This is a genomic window from Kitasatospora fiedleri (assembly GCF_948472415.1).
Taxonomy (GTDB): domain Bacteria; phylum Actinomycetota; class Actinomycetes; order Streptomycetales; family Streptomycetaceae; genus Kitasatospora; species Kitasatospora fiedleri.
Genome location: NZ_OX419519.1, coordinates 3,028,652 through 3,041,525 on the forward strand (window position 1 = coordinate 3,028,652; position 12,874 = coordinate 3,041,525).

The 12,874-nt window shown below is 68.8% G+C and carries 3 protein-coding genes; all 3 read right to left on the reverse strand.

Features of this window, described 5'->3' with window-relative positions; all coding sequences use genetic code 11:
• Positions 1 to 300 precede the first annotated feature (300 nt).
• Positions 301 to 795 (reverse strand): hypothetical protein, encoded by a 495-nt coding sequence (locus QMQ26_RS13940; RefSeq protein ID WP_282205903.1) that lies wholly within the window; start codon positions 793 to 795, stop codon positions 301 to 303.
• A 324-nt stretch (positions 796 to 1,119) separates the two neighbouring features.
• A complete protein-coding gene (locus tag QMQ26_RS13945) occupies positions 1,120 to 1,704 on the reverse strand; it encodes an Imm5 family immunity protein (RefSeq protein ID WP_282205904.1) in 585 nt (194 codons plus the stop codon).
• A 9-nt stretch (positions 1,705 to 1,713) separates the two neighbouring features.
• Positions 1,714 to 12,789, reverse strand: a complete 11,076-nt coding sequence (locus tag QMQ26_RS13950) for a LamG-like jellyroll fold domain-containing protein (RefSeq protein ID WP_282205905.1) — start codon at positions 12,787 to 12,789, stop codon at positions 1,714 to 1,716.
• Positions 12,790 to 12,874 lie beyond the last annotated feature (85 nt).

Here is a 12,874-nt window from a genome sequence, read left to right on the forward strand (position 1 = left end):
GCAGAAGTCACACGGCCGCAAGCCCTCATCAGCGGACACCCGGACAATCGACTCGTCTTCCATGCCCGTCACAGTGCCAGGCGCTCCCTCGAACCCATCACCGACCCCCTTGACCAAACACATAGGGGCACCCCCCCCGAAATCCGCCTGTATCACCGGTAAGTTCATGCTGCCACGTCCGGCTCCGCCTGCACCGGGACCTGATTCGAGGACTTGAACCGGCACGTCCACAGCCCACCGGACAACGATCAGCATCAATCGACCAACTATGATCGCGATCCACGGCCGGAGCATTGGAGTTCAGCGGTCGATTACAGAGTCCAACCGGTCCTGAAATTCGTCCGCCGTGACCGATATTTTTCGATCACGACCGGAAATTCTCCACTGGTCGGACCACTCGATCCTGCAGTTTTCACTCCGCTGGTCCCGCAGCTTCAGATACGCGTCCGGAACACCCCCCATTTCGCGTAACTCGTGCGCCAGACGGTCGGAGGAAACAAAAAGCGGAAGGTCACCGATGGTCCCGGCATCGGACTTCGGGCTGTCGAAGCCGGAAAGCACATAAGGGCTGGCCGATCGATCCAGATCCGCTGCCCTGAGTATCCGCTTGTAGCGCTCCGCTGTCTGATCCGCGGTCTCCACGCCGGAGATCTCCTCAGAATAAGCCGAGGAAGTCACGAAAACCGCGTTGTGAAATTCGGCGCCCTCCGCATGGAAGCGATGCGCCTGCGGCCTGACGCGCCCTACCGCGTCGAAGCCCCACCCCTCCGACGAGAAGCCACTCAGCACGATCATCGGATTCGGCCGATCGAGGAACTCGACCTCCTATTCCCGCGCAAATTCCAGGACATCGCGGAAGAAGTGAGGATGATAGGTTTCCTTGCTGTTTATGCGGAACGCATATCGCCGGTCCGAGTACAGCCAGGTCGGCTGGATGAGGCCGGGAGCAGGAAACCACTCCTAGGCATCGGAGACGCCAAGGAGTGGCCTCACATCAAGGGCTCGATTTCTATTTGGCTCCGCCGACCAACCCCCTGCGACTCTGTCTTCGTCCGTAAAGTTGGTCATCCTATGCCCGCGTGCGGGTGTCCAGTGCGGTGCCTCGACATCTGACGGGGGTCACTGCCCGGAGTAGAACCGGGGAACGGCATCACTTAGATACCAGAACCAGAAATTCCGCCGCGCCTCAGAGTCGCCGGATTCCTCCCAGACGGCACCACCACCGATCGCAATGGCAGCGTAGAGCGACGGGTCCCAGGCTTCCGGGTCGATGTCGAGGTCACCAGCATCAGGGTCGACCGAGAAGCCCCCCTCGATGACATCCCGGTTAACTGCCCAACAAGCGAATCCAGCCGAGATCGCCGGAAAGTAATCCGCTCCCAATTGGAACTTATTGTCGAGGAAGGTGTTGAGTCGACCCAGCTCTTGCGGCTCCGAAGTCAAGTCCAGCTCCGGCCGCTCCGGAATCGCCCCCCCTATCGGAGAGGCGACTGGAAGCCCGGTAGGAAATCGGCTCTCCCAAATCGGCCATGCCTTCACTGCAGAGGCCGCAGAGAGGCGCAGGTAAGAACCCCAATGATCCAACCTAGTGGATTCCTGGATCTCGTCATGGAGTCTACGCCTAAAAGCGTGGTCGAACTCACCCTCTTCGGAAACAAGATCGAGGTACGGACGGCAGATTTCGACCACTCCCGCATCAAACATCAATTCATCCTATGATTGCGTCCAATTTCCATTGACATCAAAGTGGTTGATACCGCTTGGATCAGTCACTTTTTGAGGAACACCTCGATGTTGAGCCAATTTTTTGAACCAGTCAATGCAGTCGTCACACATATCGCGATCGACCTCAATCGGCTCGTTCGGTCGGCCGACTGCCGCTTGCCGCTCTGCATGGGAAGCAAAGTACTGACCGTCAACACCATGATCCCGGAAACCCGCCGGCGTCCTCTCTGCCCCCATGTCATCGGTCAGCTGGAGAACCTCCGACGGATGAACTCGTGTGTATGCAGAATCTGGCTTCGGCTTGGACGCCCATCCGCTGAGGAAACTGGCATCATCTGCATGTGCAGCAGTCTTCCCCGAAGGAACGGCGGGCCGCGGACAGACGCCGGGAGGAACTGGCAGGTTGTTGTTGTGGACCAGTACCGGGGTGCGGCCAGCCTGCACATAGTACGTGTGGAGGCCGCCGATGGTGAGGTCGTAGGTAGTGGTGTTCGCCTGGTAGAGGCGGACGTCCGTGACGACGGCGTGACCGGTCGGGGTCTGGAGCAGGTCGCCCTTGACGAGGTCCTTGGCTTCGATGAAGGCGTGCTGGGTCTCGTCGTAGAACGGGTGGTGGTAGGTGGTGGTGAGCTCGGACGAGGTGGCGACCGCGGCAGGCTGCTCGGCTGCTTGGGCCGGCTGGGCGGGGGCGGTGGCCGCGAGACCGAGGGCTGCGACGCCGGCGGCCAGGCCGAGGAGGGCCCGGGTGGCCAACTTCGGGGCGGTGGCGGTCTCCTTCTTCGTGAGGGCGCCGACCGGCTCCTTGGCTGTGCTCGCGCCGTCCGCAGCACCGGTGACCGAGGCGATCTTCAGGTCGACGAAGTCGTGGTCGGTGGTGGTGACGATGACGTCGGTGACGGTGTGGGTCTCGGTGCCGTCCTTACCCGGGACGGCGTTGGTGATCTGGTCGCCCACCTTGATCTCGCCGATGGGTTTGGTGGTCCGGTCGGCCATCAGGACAGGCGTTGCGGCGGTGAAGCTGTGCGGGGCGCCCCCACAGCCCTTCCTACCGCCCCCGCCCAGTGCCCCGCCGATCGCCCCGTCGACCGCCCCGTTGACGCCGGCGCCGGCCGCGCCGGACCAGGAGCAGTCGTTGCCGCAGGTGAGGCCGTAGCCGGCGGCACCAGTGACGGCTCCGGTGGCGCCGCCGATGGCGGCGCCCTCGATGGCGTTGGTGGCGAAGGCGGGGAGGAGGTCGCCGACCGCGGAGGAGGCGAGCTTGCCGCCGAAGGCTCCGCCGAGGGCTCCGCCGACCGCGCCGCCGATGCCGCCGATGGCGATGGCGGTGCCGAAGGCGGAGAGCGAGCAGGCGCCCGGCTCGCCCTTCTGGCACTTGAAGGTCTGGTCGACAGCCGCGCCTGCGGCGCCGGCCAGGGCTCCGCAGCCAGCGGCACCGGCGACGGCGCCGACTCCGGCGGTGAAGACGCCGAGGGCGGCTTCGCAACCGAGGAAGACTCCGCCGGAGACCAGGCCGGAGACCGCGCTGGCGGCGTTCTCCTTGGCGAACTTCACCGCGGCCTTGGCGCCCTGCGCGACCGCGTGCCCGGTGGCCTTGGCCGCATGGACGACGGCCTTGCCGACGGTGTGGGCGACGTGCGTGGTGGCCTTGGCGGCGGCGTGGTACGCGGTGCGGACCGCGTGGACGGCGGTCTTGACGACGCGTCGGACGGTTCTCGCCGCGTTGCGGTAGACGCGTCTCGCCGTTCGGTAGACCCGCCGGCTGACGTCGGCGACCTGGTGGACGACGGTGGTGACGGCGCGCTGGACGGTCTGGACGACCTCCTGGGCGACCTGGGCGACGTAGTGGTACGCCCGCTCGGCCCGCTCCTCCATCCAGTCGGAGGCGGAGGAGACCCAGGAGCTGGCGCCGTTCCAGGCGCTGGAGACGGTGGAGGCGACCGCGGAGGCGGCCTTCTTGGTGCCGCAGACGACGTCGTACCAGGAGCAGTGGCCGTCGGGGTCGTTGCCGCCGAGCGGGTTGTCGTTGACGTAGGCGAAGGGGTTGGCGGAGACCGAGGTGGGGGCCGCGTTGAGCTCGACGCTGTCCTTGTTGAGGAACTGGCCGTTGCCGGGGTTGTACCAGCGCGAGCCCATGTCGACCTTGCTGGTGGCGCTGTCGGTCCAGCTGGACTGGAAGCCGAGGCTGCCGATCATTCCGCTGGCCGCGGTCTGTGAGCCGAGCGGGTCGTAGGTCCGGGAGCCGGTCAGGACGGTGGAGCCGGTGGCGAACTGGCCGACCACGTCGTCGTGCTGGTCGGTGACCACCAACCGGGCGGTGGTCGCGGTGCCGCCGACGGCGTTGACGGCGACGAGTCCGCCCTCCGCGTCCCAGGTGTAGGTGTAGGACCCGTCGGAGGCGACGGTGTCGCCGCCGCCGGAGTACTGGAAGGTGCGGGCGCCGACGCCGGTGGACGTGATGAGGCGTCCGGAGGCGTCCAGGGTGTAGGTCTGGGTGCCAGCCACGATCTGCTGCCCGTAGGCGTCGGTGGCGTAGGTGGAGCTCTGGCCGGAGGCGGTGTCCTTGGTCAGGGTGCCGCGGGCCGAGTACTGGTAGGTGTGCTGGCCGTCGGAGGTCAGCTGGTCGCGCTGGTCGTAGGTGTAGACGTTGGAGCCGACCTGGATGCGGTTGCCGGAGGCGTCGTAGGCGTACGCCGTGGTGGCGGTGCCGTTGTTCCAGGAGGTGAGGCGGTTGGCCCAGTCGTAGGTATAGGTGTTGGCGGCGGCGCCGGCCACGCCGGTGGTGGTCTTGGACGTCAGGTTGGAGTTGACGTCGTAGCCGTAGCCGATCGAGGTGAGGGTGGAGGCGCCCTTGGTGAGGGTGTCGGTCTTGAGGCGGTGCCGGTTGTCGTACCCGAAGGTCCGGGTCTGGCCGGAGGCGCCGTAGGTGATCGAGGTCGGCTGGGAGAGCGTGTTGTAGCCGAGGGTGAGGGTGTTGCCGGTGGCCGGGTCGGCGACGGTGGCGAGCCGGCCGGCGTTGTCGTAGGTGTAGCCGGTGGTTCCGGCAGCGTCGGTGCGGGAGCTCAGCAGGCCGTCGTTGGTGTAGGCGAAGCTGCTGGTTCCGGCGGAGCCGCCGGCGGTGAGCAGGTCGCCGCGGTCGTCGTAGCCGAAGCTCTCGCTGGTGGCCTGCTGGTAACCGGTCTGGCCGACGGTGCCGGCCGCCGAGGTGGCGGCGGTCTTAACCTGGCCGAGCGCGTCGTAGGTGAACGTGCGGGTGGCGGTGGCGGCGTCGGCACCGGCGCCGGCCTGGGTGAGCAGGTTGCCGGCGTCGTCGTAGGTCATGGTCTGGGTGACGCCGCCGGGTTGGGTGACCTGGGTGAGCTGGCCGAGCTGGTCGTAGCCGTAGGTGGTGGTGCTGTCGGCGGCGCTGGAGTACTGGGAGGTGGCCGGGGCGGTGGCGGTCTCCCGCTTGCCCCAGGAGTTGTAGCCGTACTTCCAGGTGTTGCCGCGGCCGTCGGTGAAGCGGGTGCGGTGGCCGGCCGCGTCGTAGCCGAAGGAGGTGGTGATCGAGGTGGTGGCCGTGGCCGGCTGGACCTCGCCGACCATCCGGCCGTTGGTGTCGTAGGTGAAGGTGGAGGTGCGGCCGGCCGCGTCGGTGACGGACAGCGGGTTGCCGACCGGGTCGTAGACGGTGGAGGTGGTCGCCTGCAGGGTGCCGGCGGTGTCGTACTCCCGGTGGTAGGTCGGCAGGCTCCGCACGTTGTAGCCGGTCTCGGTGCGGCTGCCGTCGGGGGCGATGGTCTTCGCGAGGTCACCCGCGAAGTTGTAGCCGTACTGGGTGGTGTTGCCGGCCGGGTCGGTGGTCGAGGTCAGCTCACCGATCCGGTTGTGGTTGTAGTTGGTGGTGCGGTTGTCGGGGGACGTCTGCGCGGAGACGAACGCGCCGTAGGGGTTGCCGAGGGTGGTCGCGTACGAGGTGGTGCTGGTGAGGGTCCGCGCGGTGGGGTAGCGCTCCAGGGTGGTGGCGGTGACCTGGCGGCCCATCCAGTCGTAGGTGGCCTGCCGGACGGCGCCGGAGGCGTCGGTGACGGACAGGCGCTCGCCGTTATCGTCGTAGCCGTAACCGGTCTGCCGGCCGTCGGGGGTGGTCTCCCGGACGAGGCGGCCGCGCTGGTCGAAGACGAAGGAGCTGTACTTGCCGTCGGGTCTGGTCGCCTTGACGACCTGTCCGCCGGCGTCATAGGTCTGCGTGGTGGTGACGGTGATCGGGGTGGCGGAGCCCGGCGGGGTATACGTCGGGTCGGTGGTGGAGGTCTCCTCGCCGTTGGCGTCGTAGGTGTGCTTGACGACGTAGCCGTTCGGGTCGAGCTCCTCGGCCTCCTCGCCGAAGGTGTTGTAGCCGCTCACGGCGGTCGGCGAGGCCTGGACTGCGTTGCCGCCGACGCGCTCCACGCTGGTGGTGGGGGCGGAGTCGACGGTGCGGTTGCCGGCCTCGTCGTACTCGTAGTCGTAGGACTCTCCGTTCGGGTCCTGCAGGTGAGTGACCAGGCCGCGTTGGTCGTAGTCGTACCAGGTGGTGGCACCGCTGTTGGAGCCGACCGTGCCGCCGGTGCGGCCGTCCGCGTAGAGGGCGGAGACCTCGTCGGGGGGCAGCGCCCGCTGGTAGGCCTGGACGTTGCGGACCTGGCCGGGCAGGTAGTCGGTGGGGTTGCCCAGCCACAGGGCGCGGCCGATGGTGAACTGGCCGGTGGCCTGCCAGGGCGTGGTGTTGGTGCCACTGGCGGCGAGGGTGCCGTTGACGTACAGCTTGAGGCTGCCGTTGGTCGGGTCGTAGACGCCGACCAGGTGGGTCCAGGTGTTGGCGCTCGCCGCGGTGGGCGCGTCGACGTAGACGAAACCGGTGCTGGTGGTGTCGTTGGTCTCGTTCCAGACGCCCCAGGTGCCGGTGGTGCCGTTGGTGTGGTACCCGAGGAACAGTTCGCTGTTCTTCGTGCCGGACTGGGCGACCACGGCGGCGTTGTGGTTGGGCAGCGAGGAGAGGTTGACCCAGGCGGAGACGGTGTAGGCGGCGGTGGTGTTGAGCACCGGACCGTTGGTGGCGATCTGCTGGCCGGCGGTGCCGGCGAACTGGGCGCTGGTGACGCCGCCGCCGTCGGTGGCCCAGGTGACGCCACTGGCCGCGGCGGTGTAGCCGGTGCCGGAGTTGTCGGGGACGGTGGTGCCCGAGGTCTGGCTCAGCTTCCACCAGGCGTTCGGGTGGCCGGAGGAGTCGCCGTAGACGGTACGGCTGCGCGCGCGGCCGGCGGTGTCGTAGGTGGTGGCGGTGGTGCGGTCGTACCCGCTGGAGTCGGTCTCGCTGACCGTGGCGACCAGGTCGTCGGGGGTGAACGAGACGGTGGTGGTGCGGTTGACGCCGGTCGGGTCGAGGGTGGTGGCGGTGGTCCGGGAGGCCGCGTCCACCTGGTACTTCTCCACCGTGGCACCGTTGTTGCTGGTGCGCTGGACCAGGTTGCCGGCCCCGTCGTACTGGTTGGACTGCAGCACGTAGGAGTTGGCGCGGGTTGGGTCGCTGCGGGTGACGGTGGCGGTGAGGCCGTCGTCGGTGTAGGTGTACGCGGTGATGTCACCCATCGCGTCGCTGATCCAGTCGAGCCGGCCCGCCGGGTCGTAGTGGCGGACGGACAGCGGCAGGTCGCGGGCGGGGGACGGGTTGGTCGGGTCGCCGGTCCAGCCGACCAGGGTCTGGGTCAGCAGCTTGCCGCCGGAGTCGTAGCCGAAGGTGTGGACGGTGCCGTCGCCGTCGATCTGCTTGACCAGGTTGCCGCTGGTGTCGTACTCCATCCACTCGGTGGCGCCGTTGCCGTAGCCGGCGTTGCCGTTGGCGTCGGTGCGGCTCTCGATCTCGTCGTACGCGTTGTAGGTGGTGGTGCGGGTGCGCGGGGCGTCGCCGCCGGTGCTGTCGGAGACGGTCTGCGAGGTCGGGTTGCCGTCGACGTCGAAAACGGTGGTGGAGACGGCGGTGTGGACCGCGCCGGTGACCTGGTCGGTGGTGGAGGGGCTGGTCTCCTTCACCACCTGGCCCATGCCGTCGTACTCGTACCGGGTCGTCAGGCCGGCCGGGTAGGTGTCGGAGACGATGGTCTTGGCGGTGGGTCGGCCGAGTCCGTCGTAGGTGTAGGTGGTCTTCAGACCGGAGGCCATGGTGGTGGACGCGATGTCGCCGTTGTGCAGGTAGGCGATGGTGGAGACCGCGCCGCCCGGCGAGCTGACCTTGACGGGCAGGCCGGCCGGGACGTTGCCGGTGTCGGCGGCCGGGTAGGCCGTGGTGCCGTCGCTGTAGGTGGTCGTGGTGGTGCGGCCGTTCGGGAAGCCGGCCACCACGGGGGTGGTGACGGTGGTTCGGTTGCCCTTGGCGTCGTAGCCGTAGCCGGTCAGGTAGGTGGGGTCGGTCGCGGAGGCGGAGCGCCCGTCGCGGGAGGTCAGCAGGACGTCGTTGCGCGGGTCGGCGGTGGTGAGCTGCGCAGTGGTGGCGTCCGGGTAGTACTCGAAGTACCGGGTGGAGCACAGGCCGGCGGCCTGGTTCTGGCAGGCCGTCACCGAGACGGTGTTGCCGCGCACGTCGTGGCCGGTGGTGGTGACGTTGCCGTTCGGGTCGGTGACGGTCCGCATGAAGCCGCCGGTGTCGTAGCCGTACGAGGTGCGGTTGCCCTCGCCGTCCACGTCGGCGACGGCCCGGTAGCCGTTGGTGACGTCGTACTCGTGGCTGAGCGTCTTGCCGGTCGGTTCGACCACCTGGACGGTCTGCAGCGGCAGCAGGCCGGTGGAGTTCCTCGCGGCCTGGAAGTGCGCGGTGACCTCGGCGGCGGAGAGCTCGGACTTGTAGAACGCCACCTCGGCGATCGAGCCGGGGAAGTAGCCGAGCTCGTTGCCGGGGGCGTTCGGCCAGTTGTAGCTCTCGCCGGCACCGATGTACACGTAGCTCGAGGCCGAGGTGGTGCGGGTGCCGGTCGTGTTGCCGATCATGACGCCGTCGACGTACAGCGTCTGCTTGCCGCTATTCGCCGCGAGCACCACGTGGTGCCAGTTGCCGTCGTTGACGGTCTTCGGCGTGACGACCTGCCAGGCGGTCGCGTACTGGTCCCAGAACTTGCTGTGCAGCTTGCCGTCGGTGCCGACGTACAACGCCGGGACCCAGCTGCTGCCGCGGGGCGCGCCGCCGTTCAGCGCGGCACCGGCGTAGTCGAAGAGCACGCCGCCGGCCGTGTTGCCCGCCGGCACGTTGAACCACATCTCGACCGAGTTGTCGGCGGTGCCGACCGTGGTCGTGGCCGGCAGCCGGACGAAGGAGGAACTGCCGTCGAACTTGGCGGCCTTGGCGTCGGTGAACGGGCCGTCGGCGCCGAGGGTCACGTTGTTGTACGCGGCGCGGCCGTAGTTGACCTCGTCGAGCGCGGTGGACGCGCCGGCGGTGTCGCCGAGCCGCCAGTAGCCAGCCGGCGCGGAGCCGAGCACCGCCGAGCGGTAGACCTTGCTGGAGCCGGTGATCTGCGGCCGGCCGAGCTTCCAGACGCCGCCGTTCTCGTCGGTGACCTGGGTGACCAGCGCGGCGTTGGTGTCGTACTGGATGCCGGCGAACTGCTTGCCGGACGGGCGGGTGATGCCGGTGAGCAGGCTGCCGGTCTGCTTGCCGGCCTGGTACTGCTGGGCGACCTGGGCGGCGGTGAGGCCGCGCGTGAAGGTGGCGACCTGGCCGATGGTGCCGTTGAAGTAGCTCGCGTAGCCGGTGTTGTCGCTGGTCGAGTAGTGCGGCTGGTTGGGCCACTTGCCGCCGAGGAAGCCAGCGCCGACGTAGGTGTGGGTCTGCAGCGCGCTGGTGTAGCCGGAGCTGCGGGAGATCATGCCGGTGGCGGAGCCGATCTGCGTGCCGTCCAGGTACAGCTTCTGGCTGGAACCGGCACCGGCCAGCACGACCTGGTGCCAGTTGCCGTCGTTGACGGCGCTCGGGCTGACCATCGGCGCGGGGCCGCCGGTGTACCAGAACTCGCCGGCCAGGCGGCCGTTGGAGTCGACGTACAGCGAGGGGGTGTACTGGGCGAGGCTGGTGCCCTTGTCGATCGGTAGGACCGAGTAGGAGAACAGCACTCCGTTGACGGCGGTGGTCCTGAACCACATCGAGACGGTGTACTGGCTGGAGCTGCCGGCCAGGCTGCGCGGGATCTCGACGTAGGAGTTGCTGCCGTTGAAGCCGGCGGCGGTGGCGGTGCTCGCGGTGAGCGGGCCGGGCTGGCCGAGGGTGACGTTGGTGTAGGTCGCCCGGTCGGCGTTCTCGTTGCTGAGCACCGCGCTGGCGGCGCCGGAGCCGGGGGTCGACTCGGACAGCGGCCATAGGTTGCTCGCGCCGGCGTCCAGCACCTGGGTTTGGAACTGGGAGCCGTTGGTGTAGCCGTACTGGCTGCAGTGCACCGCGTCGGTGGGCTGGCAGACCGAGGCGAGCCGGTCGCCGGCGTAGTTGTACGTCCAGGTCAGCGCGGTGCTCTGGTCGGTGCCGGTGACCGGGTCGGTGACGACGGTGGCCACGTGGGCGCTGCCCGCGCCGGACGGGGTGGCCCAGGTGAGGCGGAGCTGGCGGCCGGAGACGCCGGAGGACATCGTGGAGATCTTCCCGGACGTCCAGGTGAAGGTGATGGCGCGGCCGTTGGCGTCGGTGACGGAGCTGATGCCGTAGCCGCCGCTGCCGAGGTCCTGGCCGAAGCTGTACACGGAGGCGTTCTTGTCGGTCAGCGTGTAGCCGCCGGCGACCTTCCGCAGGGTGGCGAACCGGCCGGACGGCGGGGAGAAGCTGCCGTCCGCGTTCTTGCCGAAGCCGACCTGGGAGCCGTCGGGGTAGCTGACGACCACGCCGGTCATCGCGCCGGTGGCGTCGTACCGCTCGGTGGCGCGGGAGTCGAGGACGCTGGACCAGCCCGCGCCGAAGGCACCGGTGGTGCGGTAGTCGCGGGAATTGTAGTCGCGGCTGACCTCCAGGGCGGGCCCGGCGCCGGTGAGGTCGGCGTCGGTGACCGACTTGGTGAAGTTGCCGATCGCCGGGTTGAAGCCGCGGGCGTCGCCGTTCTGCGACAGCGAAGAGGTCAGTGCAGGCTGCGGCACCTGGACGCTGAGCGAGGACCAGGGGGCGGCGCCGGAGTACACGGAGCCGTCGTACGCCTGGACGGTCCAGTAGTAGCTGGTGCCCCAGGTGAGCTTGCCGGCCGGGACGGTCCAGTTGCCGGAGCCGGTCAGGCCGGAGTCGACGACCAGGGTGCCCGCGGTGTCGTAGAGGTAGAAACGGTACTGGAGCGAGGTGGTGGTGTCGTCGTCGCCGAACGCCTGTAGCTCGGGGGTGAGGGTGTCGACGGCGTTGCCGCTCTCCGGGAAGGTCGCGTCGACCTGCGGCGGCACGTTGCCGGTGTAGTCGTAGACGATCTTCGGTTCGATACCGGGGTTGGCCATCGAGCCGAACTGCTTCCAGTGCAGGTTGTCGTTGGTGGGCGCGTAGACCGCCAGGCCGTAGTCGGCGGTGGTGCCGTTGGCCCAGTTCTGCACGGCCGCGTTGTCCAGGGTGACGATCACCCAGTCGCCGCCGGTGTAGCTGCCGCCGGTGTTCTTGCAGGCGTTGTTGACGGTCGGGGTGACGGTGCCGATCTGCGCGCCGCGGCTCGGGCCGGGGTAGCTGACGGTGGTGCTGGGCGACCAGGCGGTGGTGACCTGGGCGACGGACAGCGACTGGGGGGTGCAGGTGGAGGCCCAGATGTCGTAGAGCCACAGGTGGGCGGAGACCAACGAGACGCCGGAGCCGTCGAAGGCGTCGTACCAGTCCTGGACGAAGGAGTTCGCGGAGTGCGTGCCGCTGTCGTAGGAGCCGACCTTGATGGTGGGCTCCATCGAGTGGTCGGCCTGCGGGATGTCCGCGCCGGTCTCCACGTAGGTGGAGTTGGGCCGATCCCAGATCGACGGGTCGACAGTGACCGGGAACACCCGGGCCGGGTCGTGCAGCCAGGCCGCGTCCAGGGTCGTGCGCAGCGCTGGCTTGCCGCCGTCGGTGACCAGCTCGTAGCGGACCGCGTGGGTGCTGGGGTGCTCGCCGGAGACCGGGTCGGTCTTCGCGTCGAAGGCGTAGCCGGCCGGGATGCTCTGGACGGTCTTGCCCGCGGCGTCCTTCAGGTCCACGCCGCCGGCGGTGTTCAGCTCGGGGGTGAGGCCCCTCAGGTCGAGCGGGAAGGTCCAGCTGTTGCCGGCATCCGCCGAGCGCAGCACCACGGACTCCTTGATGCCGGTCGGCATCGGCGCGAGCTGCAGGTCGGTGTCGGGCAGGGCGCCCTGGTAGGTGACGGTCGATCCGGTGGCGGTGCCCTGGACCGGGGCGGCACCCTTGAGGCCGTACGAGAGCTGGTGGCCGGCGTCGGTGCCGAGGGTGGCCAGCGCCCCGTCGGACGCCTTCGCGGCGAACTCCACGCTCAGCGAGTTGGCACTCTGGCGCCAGCGGCCGTCGGGGTCCTTCACCACCGTGGTGTCGATGGGCTGCCAGTCCCCCTTCGCGTCACGGTAGTTGGTGACACCCTGGGTGACGCTTCGGCTGAAGGTGCCGTCCGTGTTCTGGTAGAAGTCCGAGTTCGCGGTGGAGCGTCCGGCCAGCCGCTTGCTGGTCGCCGGGTCGTAGCCGTGCTGCCCCTGCTTCGCGCTCGACCCGGTGGTGAACTTCCGCCCGGCCGGGGTCGCCTCGTTCAGCTCGCCGCGGCCCTTGCCCGGCGCGCGTCCGGTGCCGCCGCCGGCCCGGGTGTCGTGCACGAACCCGTCGTGTTGGTGCGCGGTGCCGGACCGCTGGCTGGGCACCCCGCTCCAGGCGGGGTCGTCGCCGGTGACCCGGGCGTACAGGTCGCGCAGCGGGGCCAGCGCGACCGAGAGCGGTGGCAGGGTCGCGCCCTGGGCCATCGCCTGTTCCGTCGTCAGCATCAGCGCGAACGAGGTCAGGAGGGCCAGCGCCACCGAGCGCAGCACGCGGCGGCGCAGTCGGCGGAGGCGACGGGACGGGCGGGAGGGCCGCGCGGGCATGGGTGTCCCCAGTCAGATCACAGGTGGCGGTGCCCGCGCATCCCATCGGATCCGTCTGCATGTCGACAAGGCGTCAAGAAGGAAT